The sequence below is a fragment of the Segatella maculosa OT 289 genome, assembly GCF_000243015.1.
GTDB classification, from domain to species: domain Bacteria; phylum Bacteroidota; class Bacteroidia; order Bacteroidales; family Bacteroidaceae; genus Prevotella; species Prevotella maculosa.
The window spans coordinates 38,518-56,755 of sequence record NZ_JH594503.1 but is presented as its reverse complement, the minus strand read 5'-3'; the positions used below and the strand labels follow the sequence as shown (position 1 = coordinate 56,755).

Below are 18,238 nucleotides of genomic sequence, written 5' to 3'. Positions count from 1 at the left end.
TCATAGGAAATTGGACAAACGTGTCCAGCCGATTGGACAAACGTGTCCAACGGATTGGACAAACGTGTCCAGCTGATTGGACAAACGTGTCCAGCGAATTGGACAAACGTGTCCAGCTGATTGGACAAACGTGTCCAACGAATTGGACAAACGTGTCCAACGAATTGGACAAACGTGTCCAATTCATTATACACGTCGTTATAATCAATTATACACACTTGTATAATCAATTATACACGTTAGTATAATGGGCTATATACGCCTGCATGATTGGTGGTGTACTACAGTATGATGATCGATTGTAAAGCCTATCCGAATACGTCGGCTTAGGGTAGGAGGGGGAAAGCATCTCGCTGCGTTCGGGCGTTTCGCTGCGCGGCATAAGGCGAGTGGGGAAACGGTTCGCCGCAAGGCATAAGAAAAAGGGAAAGCGGGCGGTTCGCTTTCCCCTTGACACCGGGCAGGCTCCGCCTCGCGGGGAGCGCAGGGCTGCGGCCGGCAATGGTGAGCGGCTATTGTGCCCAACCGGGGTTTTGAATCAGATGGCCGTTCTTGTGCAGCTCGGCGTTGGAGAAGGGATAGAAGTAGAGCTTGTCAGTCACGGCGTAGGTGCAGAGCTTCTCGCGGGTGTAGGCCAGCGTTCCGTCGTCGCGTTTCTCGATGCTCACTTTGTAGATGTCCTTCATCTCGTCCAAGGCTTTCAGGCGGCGCAAGTCCCAGAAGCGGTGCCCCTCGAAGGCCAGTTCCACGCGCCGCTCGTTGCGCAGGCGGGCAAGGAAGGCGGCCTGCGGCATGCCCGTGGGGTAGGGCGGCATGGCTACGTTCTTGCGGGCTCGCACCATGTTGACGGCCTCGCGGGCCGTGAGTGGCAGTCCGGCAGCCGTCTGGTCGGGCCCGTAGGCCTCGGCCATCGCCTCGGCATAGTTCAGCAGGATTTCGGCGTAGCGGAAGAGTATCCAGTTGTGGTCGAAGCTGTTGGTAGTCTTTCCGGCCTCGAAGGTCACTTTGTTGTTGAGATACTTCTTCAGATAGTAGCCCGTCGTGGTGGCGTTGCGCAGGGGCTGCCCGTTCTTTCCGCCGAAGAAGGTCTCTACGGGCACGGCTCCGGGCCATTTCGAACCGTTGCAGACGATGGTCATCTGCAGGCGTGGGTCGCGGTTCTTGTAGGGGTCGGCCGCTTGGGCGGCGTTGTTCCAGTCGAAGGGGGTGCCGTCTTTCATCTCGTAGGCGCTCACGAGGTTCTCCGTGGGGCACGTGTTGCCCGAGCCCCGCTCTACGCCGATGGGATAGTTGGCCGCCTCGAAGTGCGTGGTCTTGCCTTCAGGCCGGCACAGAATGACTTCGGGGCTTTGGTTGTTGATGGCACCGAAGAGGTTCTGATAGTCGTTGTCTAAGGCGTAGCCGAACGCTGCGGCTTGGCTGATTAACTCGTAGGCTGCGGCTGCGGCGGTCTGCCACCGTGCCACGTCGGCCGAGGGATTGAAGAGCGGGCTGGCCAGATAGAGCGTGGCGCGCGACTTCAGGGCCAAGGCCACGCCCTTGCTGACGCGCTGCATGTTGGCCGGGCCGCCGGGCAGTGCCGTGGGCTTGTCGGGCAAGGCTTGTGCCACGTCGGTGCATTCGTCGATGACGAACTGCAGCACCTTCTCGGCCGAAGCCGGTTGGGCGCGAGCGGCCTCTTCCTTGGTGAGGGTCTTCGTGATGAGCGGGACGTTGCCGTAGCGTTTCACCAATTCGAAGTAATAGAAGGCCCGCAGGAAGCGCACTTCGTGGCGTTGGTTCAAGTAGGCGGCATAGGTATCTTGGAAGTCGTCGGTGTTCTTCCAGTCGTCGAACGTCAGACCGAGGCAGTTCTCCAAGTAGAAGTTTGCGTCGTGAACGGCCTTGTAGTAATTGGCGAACACGTCGTCGACCGTGTTGTTGGGCGACCAGCCGCCGTTGACAAAGCGTTGGACGGTCGCCGTGGGATAAACGTGGACGGCGTCGTCGGTGGCTGCGTCTTGCATCGCGCCGGATATTCCATCGAGCCCGTTCGGCAGATAGCTGTAGACCTGTGTGCACAACTGTGCGACCTTGGCCGGGTCGTACAGCGTTTCGTTCTTGTCGTAGTAGGTGGACTCTCCCGTGTTCAAGAAGTCACAGCCGGTGAACAGTCCGATTGTGCCGACGAACAATATCGTTATCTTTATATGTTTCATAACCATCTGTTTTAGAATTTCAAATCAAAGCCGATAGCAAAGCGCGACATCGACGGGTGGCCCGCCTTCATGTTCTCGGGGTCCATAATCTTGATATGGTCGAGACTGAATAAGTCGTATGCCCGCACGTAGACCTTTGCGTCGCTCACGTATTTCAAGGGCTTCAGCCAATGCTTGCCGGGCTTGTAATACAGCTCCAACGTGCGCAGCTTGAGAAAGGCGCCGTTCTGTGTCCATAGCGAATTGTTCGCATAATTGTTCACCGAGCCCGTAGAGGTCAGTCGCGGATAGCGGGCGTTGGGTCTGTCGGCGGTCCAGCGGTTGTCGTAATATTCCTTCGATAGAGTCCGGTTGCCAAACAACGGGTGATAAACGCTCGGCGTATTGGCCTGCACACTGACATTGCCGATGCCTTGGAACAATGCATACACGCCCAGTCCTTTATATTCGGCATTCAAATCGAACGAATAATAGATTTCGGGGGTCGAGCTATAGCCCAAGGCCTGCTGGTCGTAGGCATCTATCACGCCGTCGTTGTTCAGGTCTTTGTATCTTAAGTCGCCCGGACGAACGGCTGACAGCGTCTGCTTGACGTTCCGTTGGTCAATCTCGTTCTGACTCTGATAAATCCCTTCCACGACATAGCCGAAATACTGTCCGATTCGCCTGCCCGTTCGCTTCAGATAATCGTACGGACGATATTCTTCATTCTCATTCACAATCTTATTGCGAATGAAAGAGAACGTTCCGCCCACCGCGTATCTGAAGTCGCGGACAGCATCAGACCAATGAATGGCGGTCTCGATACCGCGGTTGTCCACAACTCCCGTGTTCTCTTTCGGCACGGGGAGTCCGAACAAAGAAGACACCTTGCCGTTCGCCCCGACCAAGATATCCGTGCGATGGTCATAGAAGAGGTCTACCGTTACGGCCAGCTTCTGGAAAGCACGCATGTCTAATCCGAGATTCAGCTTGTGTGACTTCTCGTAAGTAAGGTCGGTAATTCCCAATTGAGAGAGTCTCAAGCCGTCGTTCTTCTGCGGTGTCTTCCCGAAAAAGAAGCTGCCGCCGTTGCCATACATATCGATAAAGAGGTCGTTGTCAAAGTCTGCGCGTCCAGCAATGCCATAGCTGGCCCTGAGCTTCAACAAGTCTAACCAATTGCACTTGAGAAACTTCTCTTCAGATAGTACCCAGCCTGCACCAACGGCCGGGAAGAAGCCCCAGCGTTTGCCCGGCATCAGAATGCTCGAAGCCGACTCCGACATTGACAGGTCGAACAGATAACGTTGCTTGTAAGCATAATGCACTTGTCCCACTATGTCTATGAACGAATAAGATGTGTTCTGTCCTTTTGCTGAAAGCTTATCCATTCGATATTGAGCCATGACAGATAAGGAGTGCAGTGCCCAATTCTTTTGATAATTTGCAAATGAATTGAAATTGAAATGATTGTAGGACGCACCAACCGAATGGCTGGCATTCAGTGCGGTTTCATTGCGCAGGTTCTTATAAGTATAGGTACTGGTTGCCCAATCATAGGTAGCTTGCTCGTAACCATACTTCCGCGCATTCCCGTCCCAATAAGAGGCGTTATTGTCTAAGCCGACCTGCAGGCCTGCCGTGAGTCCTTTCAACAAGAAATCCATGTTTTGCGTCAACTTCATGTCGGCAAAGATATTCCTTTGCTGCGACCGGGCATAGCCCGACCCGGATATCATGGCCACGGGGTTCGTGCCGATGTCTGTCGTTCCGGCCCAGATATTGCGACTGTTCTTGATTGGGAACGCTCCGGAAGGCACTTTATAGAGCGCCTCAAAGATGTCGGAAATGGTTTCATTCGGGCGATTATGCTCCGAGAATGTCCCAAACATATTCAATTGAAGCATGGTTCTCTTTCCCAATTCTATATCCAAATTGGTTCGAATATTCAACTTCGAGTATTTGAACTGCGTGGAATAACCTTCATTGTCTTTCGTCGGTCTCAATATACCGTTGTCGTTCAAGTAATTCAGTTGCGTATAATACTTCACATATCGGCTGCCTCCCGTTGCAGAGAACGAAATGTTGTTTCCGTTGCTGTATTTTCTAAGCGACTCTCCCCACCAATCTACGTTGGCATAGGCATCGGGCTTCGTCCCGTCTCTGAAAGCGGCAAGCTCGTCTGCATTGTAACGTGGCGTCAGTCCGTCGTTCTCCATGCCCTCGTTCAAGGCCCGTGCAAAGGTGTATCCGTCTACGAACTTCGGCGTACGGAATGGCTTTGCCATGTTGAACTCATAGGAGAACCGGATGGTTGGGGCACTGCTCATTCCTCGTTTCGTCTTTACGACGATAACTCCATTACCACCTCGCATGCCATATAAGGCCGTCGCCACCGCGTCTTTCAGTACGGTAATCGATTCTATCTCTTCCATTGATATTTGTCCGAGCTCACGTTCAAAGCCATCAATCAATACCAAAGGACTCTTCTTGTTGAACGTGCCGTCGCCTCTGACAAAGAGTTTGGCCGTAGTCTCCCATGCCGTACCTTGGTTCTGCAAGACTTCCATTCCGGGAATCAAACCGTAGAGTGCGTCGCGTGGGTTGATTGCCTTACGATGTGCCAATTTCTCTTTTGTGGTATAGGCGGTGGCAGTCGTCGTTTCTTTCAAGTCAAACGATACATCGCGTCCATAAGTCACTAAACTGGTGTTCTTCTTTGCCGGTATGCTGTCTGCATGGGATAACAAACATGCCGGAGAAAAAACAAGCCCTACAATATATATTTTAAGATTCATTTTCTTCACCTTATTTAATTATATCTTCATTATCATTCCCAGCCCGGATTCTGTACCAAGCCATAGCCCTTATTGACCTCTTTTGAAGGGAAGGCACTCAGACACATCCGTGGTTCCCAGCCGGTCTTCCACCATGCTCTATAGTATTTCGTCAGCGCAAAGGGTTTTAAGACGTAGGCCTTGGTCTTTTTGTTCTTGTATACATGAAGTCCGTGGAGCGGTTTCTCGAAGATATCATACATCTTCCAACGAATCAAATCGAAGAATCTGACTTCCTCGTATGCAAATTCAACCGCCCGTTCATGTAGAACCGCCTTACGGAACTCTTCTTTACTCATTCCGACTCTCAATGCTGGCATTCCTACACGCGCACGGACTGCATTTATATATTGATAGGCTTCGGCCGTAGGCCCATCATTGTATTCGTTCAATGCCTCCGCATAATTCAAATAAACCTCAGCCAATCGCATGATAGGCCATTGAACAGGACGATTGTAAGCATCGGTGTTCCTGTCGAGACCCCATTTACGGCATGCCAAACCTGTAGCCAAGCTCAGTTTGTGCATTCTTCCTTGTGCCCAATCTTTCCCTTTGGGATAATTGACCTTGTCCTTTGGGTTCTCATCTACCATATCGGCATTACGCCCATTATATTTATCGCCGTCCAAGATAAAGTTCTCATACAGTCGGGGATCACGGTTTTTGAATGGATTTTTTGCCATTGCGGCATCTTTCCAATCGAAAGGCCGACCATCTTGCATCTCAAACATATCGAAAAACTCTTTCGTTGGACAATATGCGCCCCATCTGATAGCCTTGTCAAACTGCCCGTTATCATTCGTACAAAGGAAGCTTCTGCGGCATGCTATCAGCGTTTCCGTATTCCCCCGGTCAAAATAAGCACTCGTATAAGCCTCACGTTTCGTGGCAATTCCCTTATCGCCGGCCTCCACCAACTTGTAAAAGCCGTTGGCATTCATGGCATCAAAAAACGCTTTGCAAGCATCAACGGCCTGTTTCCACCTGTTTTTATCATAGCCACCGAACCATGTCATCTTCTTTTCAGAAGCCTTTCCATTGGCAAACGGCGCATCTGAATTAAATAGCGGGCTGGCTACAAAGAGCAACACGCGTGTCTTTAGTGCCATGGCACCACCCTTTGTCATTCTGCCATCCCAATTCTCCAACTCTGTTTCGGGAATACTCCAAGGGAACTCTTTCTCGGCAATAGCTTCATCTAAGAGTTTTATGATGAAGTCCACGGTCTCTTGTAACGTGGCACGTGCTGGGAACGTTGCGTCATCGGCGGAAATAGCATGGTCGATAATCGGTAGTGCCCCGTAATGCCGCAACATGTGTACATAGAACACGGCGACCATCATCTTTGCTTCTGCCTTCAGACGTGCTTTTTCCTGCGCATCCATGTCGGGAACCCGGTCTACATTCGCATGGAAAAGCCATGCATGACGGACGCCGGTCCAAATACCCGACTGGGCGAATTGCATCTTTGTGCGATGCGAATTGATGGTTGTGTTGTCCTCTATCGCTGCATTATAGAGACCGGGATAATAGGTATTGGAGAGCGCAGAATATCCAATGTTGTCGTAATTCAGGTCAGTCAGCCCCTCTATCGTACTCATACACATCTGTGTCCAAAAGCCTTTGGTCTCCATTCCATACGGCAGATACTGGTAACTGCGCCATAATACACGCCGTGCATATTCTGCTTTTCCGAAGATAGTGTCTTTGGTTACGTCCGTACTTGGCGGTTTCTGCAGGAAACCCTCTCCCAATGCCATGTCTTCACATGAGGAGAAGCTCATCATCATCATCAGACCGGCGAACAATATCCATGTTTTATTTATTGTTTTCATCGTTTCTTGATTTAAAATCCAACTTTCAATCCAAAATCTATAACCTTGATCAGCGGGTATGCCCTACCATTCGGATTCGCTTCAGGGTCACACACCTTCAAATGATCGAACGTAAGTAGATTGTATCCTGATACGGCAAAGCGCAGTGTATTCAGATGCAAGGAACGCGTAATCGCTTTTGGAAACGAATAACCCAGTTCGATATTCTTCAAACGAACATAAGAAGCATCTCTCAACCACAGGTCCGAATCCAAATAATTGTGTGATTTATTGCGCAATGAAATTGCGGGAGCAACGGCCGAATTGCCCTTTTCGGGTGTCCAAGCATCGTTCATCATGTAGCGCATCAGACTCCAATTGTTCGTCTCACCGAATGGAATACGATAGGGACCACTCAACAAACGGGAGGTTTTAGACGCCCCTGAGAACGTAACACTGAAATCTATACCACGCCACGACAGCCCCATGGTGATTCCATATGAGAGGAGCGGATAGGCTGGATAACCGATATCGCGCATATCTTTCTCGTCTATCTTGTGATCACCATTCAAATCCTTGTACTTCACATCGCCGGGTAACGGCACATATCCGCTGCCTTGGTCGGCAATGCCGCCTTCCTTGCCTTTCATTGTCGGATAGTTTGCAACCTCTTCCTCGGTGAAATAACCGTCGAAAACATAGCCGAAGTTCTGTCCGACGGGCTTCCCTGTACGCTGCATCCATTCATACGGATATTTGATTTCGTCCATAAAAATGACTTTGTTCTTTGCATACGAGAGGTTTCCACCTATATAATAATGTCCGCCTTTTATCTTGTTCTGCCACCGTAGACTTACTTCATAACCAAAATTGTTGACTTTTCCCATGTTCACAGTAGGCAGTTGCACGGCCAAATAAGTAGGAATGACACCGCGGGAAATCAGAATATTGGTGCGATGCTCAATGAAATAATCTACGTTGAGCGACAATCTGTTCTGAAAGAGCTTCATGTCCAGACCGTAGTTCTGCTTGGTTGCTGTCTCCCATGTCACGTTCGGGTTTCCGATTTTGCCTTCCGAGGCTCCGGGGGTCTTTGTTCCGGTAGTTGTTCCGAAGCTATAGCTTCCCGAACTGATGTTATAGGTGTCGGGTAGATAAAGGAATCGCGATTTGTCGCTCGTGATGTCATTGCCCACCTTGCCATAGGAAGCCCTGAACTTCAGATAACCGACAACGGGCTTCAAGGCATTGAAGAACTTTTCCTCTGAAATAATCCACCCGATTGAGCCTGCCGGGAAGACACCGAAGCGATGTCCCTTGGCAAAGTTCTCCGATCCGTTATACCCAACACTGAAATCTACCAGATATTTGGTCATATAATCATAAGTGGCACGCCCCACTAAGCCAACATAGCTACGTGGAATATCGGCATAACTGCTCGAAGGATAATACTTCATCGTCTGATTGTACATGGCCAATGCAGAGATATGATGACTGCCAAAATTGCGTTTATAGTTGAAAGCACCCTCAAAATACCAGTTTTTCCCAAGCTCGTTCCACTCCGAGAAGCCCAACTTATGATAGGTTTGCATCAGCTTCAAGCCCACGGTGCCATCGCTGTTGACAATCGGTTCATACAAAGATTCCGTGCCTTCCCGCCGCTTATGAATGCCCACATTGCTGTTATAGGCCGTCTTGGCATGGAAAGTAAGCCCCTTTGTCAGGAAACCGAGCTTCTGGGTCAGCGTGAAATCGAAATTCAAAGCATTGTCGGCACTCGTGTTGTAGCCCTTACCATAGTAGATGTTCAGGCCATCTTGCAAGTTACCGATGGCAAACTGATTCGTATTCATGCGGATACGTTTCCCGTCAACCAGCCCCGCACCACTGAAAGGTACTGCAGAATACAGGTCGCGAAAGATGAAATCGGTCGACTTTGACGAGCCGTTATTGTAATTAGGTTCGCGCCGACTGTTCAGATAACCGCCCAAATTTACCTGTGCAGTGGTTGTACGAGTCACATCGATATCCAAGTTGATGCGATAATTGTAGCGATCATACTTGAAACCCTTGTCGTTTCGGTTCTTGTAAACCTTGAAAAGTCCCTCTTGAGTAAACACGCCTAACGACGCAAAATACCTGACACGGTCCGTTCCGCCTGAGATATGGATGTTATGTCGCGTCTGAATGGCAGACTTTCTGATCATTTCTTTCGTCCAATCCACGTCGGGATGCGTCAAAGGACTGCTGTGCGTGCGGAACTTTTCCAAGTCGTCGGCCTTGAAAGCAAGCATGTCTTCGGTCACACCGTCATGCAGCTGAGCCTTGTTATACTGCGTGGCCCACTCGTAACTGTTGGCAAAATCGGGCACACGTGAGGGAACTTGGAACCCCATCGATGTAGAGAAACTGACACGCGGCTTGTTTTTTGTGCCGCGTTTTGTCGTCACCAGAATAACACCATTGGCGCCGCGAACGCCGAATACGGCCGTGGCGGAGGCGTCTTTCAACACGGTTACGTCGTCTACTTCATTCGGATCGATTTGCGAGAACGGCCGTTCTATACCGTCTACCAATATAAGTGGCTGCGACAATGACGTACTCAAAGAGCCCACACCGCGGATAAACAACTGCGCACCATCGGCGCCGGGCTGTCCGCTCGTCTGAATTCCCGTCAAACCTGCTATCTTTCCCGTCAGTGCATTGCTCATACTTGCCACCGGAGACTTCACTAATTCGTCGCTATTCACTGACGACAAGGCACCCGTCACGGTCACTTTGCGCGTGGCACCATAGGCTATCACCTGCACGTCTTCCAATGCAACGGCATTTTCTTCCAACCGTATCGTCAGGTGTCCCTCACCTTTGCAGACAACAGTTTTAGGCTTGTAGCCCACGCTCGTGATCTCAATCTTCGCCCCAACGGGAACTCGTAAATGAAATACGCCGTTCACGTCGGTAACCGTGCCCGTCTTTCCGCCAACAACTCTCACCGAGGCTCCGACGATCACTCCTTCGTCGTCTAAAACCGTTCCTTGAAGCTCGATCGTCTTGTCTGATTGGGAAACAATTCCTACCTTTGAAGCATACAAAGGTGGTTCGGACAACAGTCCGAAAAGCAGCATCAAGATGCCGCATCGAATAATCTGACCTTTCATTCTGTCACATTTATAAAGCTTAAGTTTGCTATTCATGATACAACAACAAATATATTAATATAGTGATTTCCATATAGGTTTAAGCGTCATTGCCGTTCCAAGACTTCAACAGCCGTTGCAAAGCTACGTATTTTCGGTGTTCCGGAAATCCAATTTCGTTCAAATTGATTACACTTTTGTACAAAATCGCCGAAAAACACCATTGGTTATAAAACGTGTAGCATGTTTACACGGAACAATCTCAGCCATTTTACACAGTAATATGGTTGAGATTAGGGTTTAATATGGGTCAGATTGTACGCTAAAATGGCTGCTATTGAAAAACAATATCTAAGTCGTTGATATTCAATTTGAATGTATGTAGGGACGCACGGCCTGTGCGTCCGCTCCAACGACCATGTATTTGCGTTTCATTTCACCTTGAGCGGACGCACGAACCGTGCGTCCCTACATCTCCGTCTCGGTCTTGTTATTCCTTTTAATAATTGAATGGCCCAACAACAATCTGCCCGCAGCAATCAAAAAAGAGGAACTTAGCATTGCTAAATTCCTCTTTTCGCGTGGGTGGTGATGGATTCGAACCACCGAAGGCATAGCCAGCAGATTTACAGTCTGCCCCATTTGGCCACTCTGGTAACCACCCTTGCATCGGTGGGCGTTGACGGATTCGAACCGCCGACCCTCTGCTTGTAAGGCAGATGCTCTAAACCAGCTGAGCTAAACGCCCTTGATTTGTAAGGCGGGTGCAAATGTAGACAATTTATTTTAACGGTGCAAGCATTGCTTTTCTTATTTCATAAAAATTAAGAATAAAGGATTCGCGCACGCTTGCACTTTATTTTCCGTTCTCATATTCCCGGTATAACCCCACTTTCCAAAACATTTTCACGGCCAATAGCATTATGATCAGGCAGAGAATGCCGCCAATCATATAAACCGTTTCACGCTTTTTCCAATAGAAAGTGGCGTTATCCATCAGTTCGACACGGCCGATTCCTGTCGCCTTTTGCAGGGTTTTCAGACTCGGATAATACTGAATTTGCCCCGTATTCATGTCAAGAGCGAAATAGATATGTGTGCCTTTGCCCACCACTTTTCCCTTAATAACCTGCACAGCCGTCACATGTTCAACCATTACTTCATTGCCTTTCATCAGCATTCCATGCTCTGACGTGTCGATAGACTCCAAAGCATAGACCTTATCGATAGGCACATACCAACTGTCTCCGAAGCCTAAATCGATGTTGAGCACTGAAGATACTAAGGCCATGTAGAGCATACTGCAACCTGCATAAACAAAAATGGCAACGCCGGGTGTCAGGAATGCCAATACCATTTTCAGTATTCTGCCCTTCGGTTTGCAGAAAATTCGCACGCCGACAGCTGCCAATAATCCCAATATGAAGGCCAATATGGAGAATATAATACCCCAGACGACGAGTGTAAATCCTATTCCCATGGTTTGAAAATCATTTGGTTTCTTGCATTGCAGTTTCCAAAATACGTTCCCATTCTTCCTTTGTTATCATCATATCCTCGGTGAGTAAATCCGAGAACACACCGTCATAGCAATACAAATCATCTTTCACTTCGGTGGGTAAGTCGTCGGGATAGTCGTCACGATTGTTGTCTTTTTGATACCACCAGCGTCCTTTTTCTCGATAAACAAAGGCAAGAAGCAAATCATCTTGAACGACAGCCCACAGCTCACCAGCATACATTTCCTTGTGATGGAAGTAATAACAGCCGTGAAACTGCTGCTCCTCCAAACGTAAACAGAGTTTGCGCAAGGCCGAAAGTCTGTGCTTTGAAAGTTCTTTCCACGGGATATTGACGTAGAAAGCTGCTTGGAATGGACCTTCACGCTTCATTTGCCAATGCACGGTTTGAGGGAAATCAGGCCGCAAACGCGCTACTTCTGCCATCAAACGACGTAGATGAAGCGTTGTATCTACAGGGTTTAAATGAATAAATTTCTTTGAGATTGTGTATCTCTTTGTCGTGGTTTTATAACCAAACCACGCCTTTATTTCACGGCCATAACTGTCATATCCATTCTCCAAACATACGGAACTGACTTCCTTATGTCCGAAGAACTGGCGTTTATACCACCAATAGAGGATAGAATAACGTTGCCTTATAGCGGTAAAGAGCATCAATAGCATGAGAAACACGAGGGGCATGGCGTTGCGGGGACTGCCTTTCAGGCTGCCTAAAAACATCGAACCGATGACGAATAAGGCTACGCCCCAAAGCAAAAATGCTGTAATTTGCTTCGTAGTCTCTACCAAACGATAGTGTTGCCAGCACCAATTTTCAATGCATTCAAACTTCGTCAATCGGATAATGACGGTCGGAATCATCAGTAAGATGCCCCATACCAGCCCCTGATTGTCAGCCGGATCAAAGAATGAAAACCCACAGGCAATCGCTCCGATTACAAAAGCTATTCGGTCTAAACGCCTCATCTGTCTCTCATCTACGCATAAGTCAATTTACAACATCACACATTTGACGCCTGCGATAGGCTCGTGCCGCCTGAAGATAAGGCTTGAAGGCCGGCACATTTGGGTTCTCATAGACGCATCGCAATGCATATTTCCTCACCATCTCAGCATCGTTGTAATCGTCTTCTTCGGGAATATACTGCCAATGCGCATGGATATCAAGCCGTAATCGGGGTTCCGGAATGTCCTCAACCGTCCTTTCGGGGTGTAACCACCGTGTTATCTTCTCCGAAAGTGGGAGTCTTGGCGCATGAATGTGTTCATATTCAGCCCAATAAGCAGCTATGTTAATCGGGTCTTTCACCTTTCCTTGCAAGGCATCGAGCACATATTGGCAGTCTTCGGGCCTGCGATAGCGAGCCAAAGCCACTAAGGCTTCGATGTAATGATGGCGAAGAAAGAGGGCTTTCACACGCTCGTAATACTGCCGATGTGGCGGAAGTCGGCACAGCAAATACCTGAGGTAATCGAGATGTTTGGCGTGGGGCGTGAACAAAACACAGCTGTCTATCGCCACTGAGTCGGCTTTGCTGAGCCCATAATGGCGGTTCTTTTGGAGAAACGCAATGCGGAGGGCGGCCAACGACTCCATATAGACACTGCAACCGTATAGCGTCGGCACGCAAGCCTGACTTTGAATGTCCATCAAAGCGATGGTTTTTGCGATGGAAGGTCGCTGTTTCATGATGGCGATAAAGGCTGCCAAGCGCACCATGGGCACGCTGTCTGCCGTGGCCAATTGGTAAAGTTCGTCAAGCGTTGCCACCCGTCTTAACTCGTCGATACGGTCATCTTGATGCGTAATCCGCCCCTCATAACCCACCGGAAACGGCGTGTAAGCGGTGCCTATCTGCTTCACAATGCGGGCCACTTCGGGCCTTTCCGGCCCCGACTGACACCCGGAAACGATGCCCATAAGCACCGAAACGAGTCCGCAAAATATGGTTTTCTTCATTCTAAATGCCTTTCTTTTGTAGTGCAGACCTATCATCTCTGTCCCAACTCTTCCTTGGCAATGGTCCTTAACTCCTCGTTCTTGCTCTTCAACAGCTTTTTATAGAATGCCTCGGCCTGCTTTTTATCTCCCTTTTTCTTATAAAGATAGGCGATGTTCGACACGACAATGTCGTCATCGGGAGCCAAATCGTGCAGCTTTAAGAATATGCGGAGCGCCTCATCTTGCTTTCCTGCCTCGGCCAAAAGCGATCCTTGGTCGTTCAGGAAGACGATGTTTTCGGGGTAATATGCCAAGGCGTGGCTGATGAAATCCATCGCAACAGCATCGGCCTGCGCCTCGTAGAGCTGACTGAAATAGTCTTGTAGGCATGTAAAAAAGAAGGTTTCGGGTGCTTCGGGCGTGGCTTTATCGTTCGTCCATGACCAATGATTGTGGTTCAAAACTGACCTGTCGAGTGCCTTTTTCAAGGTTTCAACGGCCGCATGATAATTCTTTTCGAGCAGATGTACATGTGTTTTGCCGAACCAAAGGTCCAATCTGTCGGGGTATTTTCGTATGCCTTCGTCGATTTTCTGATAGGCCCGGGCCATCTTTTCCGCGTCATAAAAGGTGTGACCTGTGATACTTCCCACGGCATTTCCCACCGAATCGCTGATCAACAGTCCCTCTTGAACCGTCGTATCGGGGCGCAATTCCAAGCCTTCGGTCATGGCTTCCAACACCAATAGATTGAACCATGCGGCATAAGTGTCGCCCGATTGTCCCCGTTTCTTTTCCCATTTGGGGATAAAAGTGCGCAGGCCAACGGTGTCGCGCTTGTCCAATAAGTGTTTGAACCGTGCATAATCATCGGTCTGTCCCATGGCAACAACGCTGCAAAGACATGCAAAAGCAAAAAGGAAAATACGTTTCATACCCACCATTTTCAATGTTTTATTAGGACAAATATAGTCACTTTCGGCTTCACTTCCAATGTTTTCGGGCAAAAAAATGGTGGGTGGAAAAAAACAAATCGGCCCAATTGCAGCGCAAAAGGACCGAGCAACAATCAACTTGTCCACCTGTTTACTCGTCAACTGTCAATCGAATTATGGGTGGACGCACGGGCCGTGCGTCCCTACATGCACTCAAACAAATCGTGCTATCAGCCATGTTATGCATCAATATGGCCATGATGGCGGTGTAGGGACGCACGGTTCGTGCGTCCGCTCAAGGTGAAATGAAACGCAAGTACAATGGTTGTTGGAATGGACGCACGGACCGTGCATCCCTACATGCACTCAAACAAATCGTGCTATCAGCCATGTTACGCATCAATATGGCCATGATGGCGGTGTAGGGACGCACGGTTCGTGCGTCCGCTCAAGGTGAAATGAAACGCAAATACGATGGTTATCGGAGCGGACGCACAGACCGTGCGTCCCTACATGCACTCAAACAAATCGTGCTATCAGCCATGTTACGTGTCAATATGGCCATGATGGCGGTGTAGGGACGCACGGTTCGTGCGTCCGCTCATGGTGGAATGAAACGCAAATACGATGGTTGTCGGATCGGACGCACGGGCCGTGCGTCCCTACATTATTTAAATTGATAATCAACGACTTACATCTTACGTTTCAATCTCAGCCATTTTGTTGTGCAATATGGCTGAAATCACCGTGCAATATGGCTGAGATTGCACGGTGAAATGGCTGATATTGAAAAGCAATTTGATATAAATTGCGAGGTTCCCTCCACCCCTTGCCCCGCTCACTCCACTTTTTATGTGGGGCGGGGGAGGCTTTTTCTATTCGCTCTCCCTCCCTTTGGGAGGGTCGGGGTGGGTATTTGGGAGAGTCGAGATAGGTATTTGGGAGCCCCGGGGTAAGTATTCGGGAGGCTTGGTTGGCCCTCTTTACCTCGGCACCTTCTTCAGGTTCTCCTCAATCTCACTGTTGCTGACGCTGTAGTTGCGCAGGTCGCCGTTGATAAAGCTTTCATAACTCGGCATATCTATCAGGCCGTGGCCGCTGAGGCAGAAGAGAATGACGGGCGATTGGCCTGCCTTGGTGGCCTTGTTTGCCTCACGAATTGTCGCAGCAATGGCGTGACAACTCTCCGGAGCAGGTATGATTCCCTCGGTTTGTGCAAAGAGTAAGCCCGCTTCGAACGACTCCAATTGAGGTATATCCACGCCTTTCATGAAGCCATCTTTGATGAGTTGCGAGATAATCACGCCTGCGCCATGGTAGCGAAGGCCGCCGGCGTGAATGTTGGCAGGCTTAAAGTCATGCCCCAACGTGTACATTGGCAGCAACGGCGTGTATCCTGCCTCGTCACCGAAGTCATATTCGAACTTACCGCGCGTGAGTTTGGGGCAACTTTCAGGTTCGGCGGCGATGAACTCCGTGTCCTTGTGGCTCCCATCAAAGAGATGACGCATGAAAGGAAAGGCTATTCCACCGAAATTACTGCCACCTCCGAAGCATGCAATCACTTTATCGGGATATTCACCAGCCAGTTTCATCTGCTTTTCTGCCTCAAGTCCGATCACAGTTTGATGCAAAGCAACGTGGTTGAGCACTGAACCGAGGGCGTATTTACAGCCCGGCGTGGTCGTTGCAAGCTCTATTGCCTCGGAGATTGCCGTACCTAAGGAGCCGGGATAGTTCGGATCGCGCGTAATAACGTTCTTTCCGGCACGCGTAGACATTGAGGGAGAGCCCTCAACCGTGGCCCCGAAGGTGCGCATCACTGTAGATCGGTAGGGTTTCTGCTGCATTGTGATCTTTACTTGGTAGACGGCGGCTTCCAATCCATAGAGTTTGGCCGCATAACTCAAGGCCATACCCCACTGTCCCGCTCCGGTTTCCGTGGTAACGTTGGTATCTCCCTCCTGTTTACAGTAATAACATTGCGGAATAGCAGAGTTTATCTTGTGAGAACCCAATGGGTTTGTGCTCTCATTCTTGAAGTATATGTGTGCTGTTGTGCCTAATGCATTTTCAAGCGCATAGGCCCTGACCAACGGAGTGGTGCGATAGTAAGAGTATTTCTCGCGAACCTCCTCTGGAATCTCTATCCATGTGTGTTCCATATCCATCTCTTGCTTCGCACATTCTTTATTGAATATATGGCTGAGGTCATCGGCATTGAGTGGCTTCCGCGTGGCAGGATTCAGCGGAGGCAGTGGTTTGGTGGGCATATCTGCCTGAATATTATACCAGTGTGTAGGGATTTCTTGTTCCTGCAAGATGAATTTCTTCTGTCTCATAAAGCTGAATTGTTTTATAGGTTATATATTCTTTGTTGACATTGCAAAGGTAATAAAAAGAAATTCTAAATGGGTAAGTTCGTTGTTTTTTTATTAATTTTGCAGCTATTATGGTCATAATTATAACTATTATCGCCTATTTTGGCTTTCTTCTTGCATTTAGCAGGGTCACAAGTCGGCGTGCCACGAACGACACTTTCTATCGGGCCGACCGCCGTTCACCATGGTATATGGTGGCATTCGGCATGATCGGTGCCTCAATATCGGGCGTCACGTTCGTCAGTGTGCCGGGAATGGTCATCAAAAGTGACATGACCTATCTGCAAATGTGTCTTGGTTTTATCTTCGGCTATGCCATCGTTGCCTTCGTATTGCTGCCGGTTTACTACCGAATGAACCTCACAACAATCTACAGCTATCTGCAAACAAGACTCGGTCGGCAGGCTTATAAAACGGGAGCTTCGTTCTTTCTGCTGTCGAAACTCATTGGGGCTGCCGTGCGTTTCTACGTGGTCTGCTTCATTTTGCAGCACTTTGTGCTCGACACTTTGGGCGTTCCTTTCCCCCTGACCGTGCTGATTATGGTGGGTTTGATATGGCTTTATACCCGCAAAGGAGGCATAAAAACCCTCGTTTGGACAGACGCTTTTCAGACGGTTTGCATGCTTTTAGCCCTCTTGTTGATTGGTTTTCACGTCATGTCGGCCTTAGATATGAATCTCAATCAAGCCATTCAGGCCATCATAAACGACAGTCATAGCCGCGTGTTCTCGTGGGATTGGGTATCAAAGCAGAATTTTTGGAAGCAATTCTTGAGTGGAATATTCGTCGTTATCGTGATGACGGGACTCGATCAAGACATGATGCAGAAGAATCTTACATGCAAATCGTTGCGCGATGCACAGAAAGATATGTGCACATATGGGTTGGCTTTCGTGCCCGTCAACCTGATGTTTCTCTCTTTGGGCATTCTTTTAATGATGCTTGCCGGTAGGGAAGGTGTTGCCATTCAGCAGCCCGATGATCTTCTTCCCATGTTCGCAGCTACCGGAAGCCTTGGAATGGTGGTCGTCGTTCTGTTCACTATCGGTATTGTGGCAGCCGGTTTCTCAAGTGCCGACAGTGCTATGACGGCACTAACCACAAGCTATTGCATCGATATTAAGGGAAGAAAAGATGATGAAAAACTGCGAAAGCGCACGCATCTTGGCTTTGCCGTGCTTTTCGTGGTGTTCATCTTGGCTTTCAAAGTGGTCAATTCCACGAGCGTGATCGATGCCATTTACATCATTTGTTCCTACACTTACGGACCGTTGCTCGGCCTTTTTGCCTTCGGACGTCTCACATCTTGGCAGGTAAAAGACCGTGCTGTGCCCTGTATAACAATAGCAAGCCCGGTCATTTGCTACGCTATCGAGACGATAACAAAGCAAACAACCGGTTATCAATTCGGCTATGAACTGCTCATGCTTAATGGTGCTTTGACGTTCATAGGGCTGTTCTTATTCAGGAAGCAACCGTAGGAAAG

10 protein-coding genes and 2 tRNA genes are annotated in these 18,238 nt (G+C 49.1%); 1 reads left to right on the top strand and 11 read right to left on the bottom strand.

What is annotated here, in order from left to right; translation table 11 throughout:
• Nucleotides 1–512 precede the first annotated feature (512 nt).
• The 11 genes from HMPREF9944_RS06230 to HMPREF9944_RS06180 all read right to left on the bottom strand — a co-directional run bounded on the left by HMPREF9944_RS06230 (nucleotide 513) and on the right by HMPREF9944_RS06180 (nucleotide 16,710).
• Nucleotides 513–2,198: a RagB/SusD family nutrient uptake outer membrane protein gene (locus HMPREF9944_RS06230; protein ID WP_008565236.1), complete on the bottom strand. Its 1,686-nt coding sequence runs from the start codon at nucleotides 2,196–2,198 to the stop codon at nucleotides 513–515.
• 11 nt (nucleotides 2,199–2,209) lie between these two features.
• Nucleotides 2,210–4,978 (bottom strand): SusC/RagA family TonB-linked outer membrane protein, encoded by a 2,769-nt coding sequence (locus HMPREF9944_RS06225; RefSeq protein ID WP_008565235.1) that lies wholly within the window; start codon nucleotides 4,976–4,978, stop codon nucleotides 2,210–2,212.
• A gap of 32 nt (nucleotides 4,979–5,010) precedes the next feature.
• A complete protein-coding gene (locus tag HMPREF9944_RS06220) occupies nucleotides 5,011–6,852 on the bottom strand; it encodes a RagB/SusD family nutrient uptake outer membrane protein (protein WP_008565234.1) in 1,842 nt (613 codons plus the stop codon).
• An 11-nt stretch (nucleotides 6,853–6,863) separates the two neighbouring features.
• Nucleotides 6,864–9,989, bottom strand: a complete 3,126-nt coding sequence (locus HMPREF9944_RS06215) for a SusC/RagA family TonB-linked outer membrane protein (protein WP_044113495.1) — start codon at nucleotides 9,987–9,989, stop codon at nucleotides 6,864–6,866.
• A gap of 561 nt (nucleotides 9,990–10,550) precedes the next feature.
• A tRNA-Tyr gene (locus HMPREF9944_RS06210) sits at nucleotides 10,551–10,632 on the bottom strand.
• A 9-nt stretch (nucleotides 10,633–10,641) separates the two neighbouring features.
• Nucleotides 10,642–10,716: transfer RNA gene (locus HMPREF9944_RS06205), tRNA-Val, on the bottom strand.
• A 108-nt stretch (nucleotides 10,717–10,824) separates the two neighbouring features.
• Complete coding sequence (locus tag HMPREF9944_RS06200) at nucleotides 10,825–11,448, bottom strand: hypothetical protein (protein WP_008565232.1); 624 nt, start codon at nucleotides 11,446–11,448, stop codon at nucleotides 10,825–10,827.
• A 10-nt stretch (nucleotides 11,449–11,458) separates the two neighbouring features.
• Nucleotides 11,459–12,457, bottom strand: a complete 999-nt coding sequence (locus HMPREF9944_RS06195) for a hypothetical protein (RefSeq protein ID WP_008565231.1) — start codon at nucleotides 12,455–12,457, stop codon at nucleotides 11,459–11,461.
• A 22-nt stretch (nucleotides 12,458–12,479) separates the two neighbouring features.
• Entirely contained in the window at nucleotides 12,480–13,451 is a 972-nt protein-coding gene (locus tag HMPREF9944_RS06190; protein ID WP_008565230.1) for a hypothetical protein, read from the bottom strand.
• A gap of 32 nt (nucleotides 13,452–13,483) precedes the next feature.
• Nucleotides 13,484–14,377, bottom strand: a complete 894-nt coding sequence (locus HMPREF9944_RS06185; protein ID WP_008565229.1) for a tetratricopeptide repeat protein — start codon at nucleotides 14,375–14,377, stop codon at nucleotides 13,484–13,486.
• Between the two features lie 974 nt (nucleotides 14,378–15,351).
• Nucleotides 15,352–16,710, bottom strand: coding sequence for a TrpB-like pyridoxal phosphate-dependent enzyme (locus HMPREF9944_RS06180; protein WP_008565228.1), 1,359 nt, complete (start codon nucleotides 16,708–16,710; stop codon nucleotides 15,352–15,354).
• 110 nt (nucleotides 16,711–16,820) lie between these two features.
• Here HMPREF9944_RS06180 and HMPREF9944_RS06175 point away from each other — a divergent pair, with 110 nt between their 5' ends.
• A complete protein-coding gene (locus tag HMPREF9944_RS06175) occupies nucleotides 16,821–18,233 on the top strand; it encodes a sodium:solute symporter (RefSeq protein ID WP_008565226.1) in 1,413 nt (470 codons plus the stop codon).
• Nucleotides 18,234–18,238: the final 5 nt, after the last annotated feature.